We start from the raw sequence: 1,007 nt of genomic DNA on the forward strand, positions 1-1,007 counted from the left end.
GTGCCGCCGCCCTGCATGAGCAGGATTTCCCCCGCCGTGTATGCTCCCGGCGTCGTCAGCGCGGAAACAGTACCCGGAAGAGTCGCCCCCATGATGCCGGACAAACCGGAAGTGAATGAATCGGGCAAAAGGCTGGAGAACGGCAAATTGCCGAGCCCTATTCCACCGGAGCCACCATTGCCGCCCGCCGCATACGCCACGCCACCCGTGCCGAGCATACCGGACACCACGCCCGCAATCTGCACGGTGATGGGCCGGGTGATCGCCATGTGCATAAGGTCGGCAAGGAAGGATGCGAACACGGAACGGAACGACGACAGGGACACCTTGCCCGTCTCGAGCATCTGTTCCCATGCAGACTTCCAGCCCGAGTCCATGCCGGAATAGAACGAGGAAAAGGCTTCCTCAGCCCCCTTCGCCGCGTCGGTCGCGTCGGCCCGGTACTGGAGGAACGCCCGTTGTGCGCCGTCCGCCCAATCGTGGGAGGCTTGAAGCTCTTTCAGCTCACGCCACTGATTGATGTACTCCTGTGGAATCTCAAGCCGCTCAAGTTCCTTGACCTGTGCGGCGATGGCCTCAGACTGGTACTTGAGAGAAAGCCCGTACTGACCCGTCAGTTCCTCAAGTTCCTTGTAAAAGTCGTATTTGTCTTTAGCGAGGTCAACGAGGCGTTTTTCCTCTTTTTCCTGCGCCTGACGCAGCGAAAGATCGCGCTGGAGCGCGGCTTCCGTGAGCTTCTGGTTCTTGAGTTCCTCGGCCTGCGTCTTTGTGATGCCTTTTTTGCGGGCGTACTTGTCCGCCTCTTCATTGATCTTGGCGTAGGCCGCCTCATAGTCGGCAAGAATTTTCGACCGTTCACGCGAAAAGACGTCGCCCGGCTTGGTGGCAAGCTGGGCTTGAAGCGAACGGATGGATGCCTCGGTCTGCTCAACTTCCGACTTGTACGACGCCGCGTTGTTCTCCATCTGGTTATACGCGGACGTGTGATCCTTCTCGGCTTCGCGCAA

1 protein-coding gene is annotated in these 1,007 nt (G+C 59.2%); it reads right to left on the minus strand.

Features of this window, described 5'->3' with window-relative positions; translation table 11 throughout:
- The coding region (locus T370_RS0122075; protein WP_029437038.1) for a phage tail tape measure C-terminal domain-containing protein at window positions 1-1,007 on the minus strand (1,007 nt) is incomplete at both ends.

Origin of the sequence: Bilophila wadsworthia ATCC 49260 (assembly GCF_000701705.1) — a bacterium.
Classification (GTDB): domain Bacteria; phylum Desulfobacterota; class Desulfovibrionia; order Desulfovibrionales; family Desulfovibrionaceae; genus Bilophila; species Bilophila wadsworthia.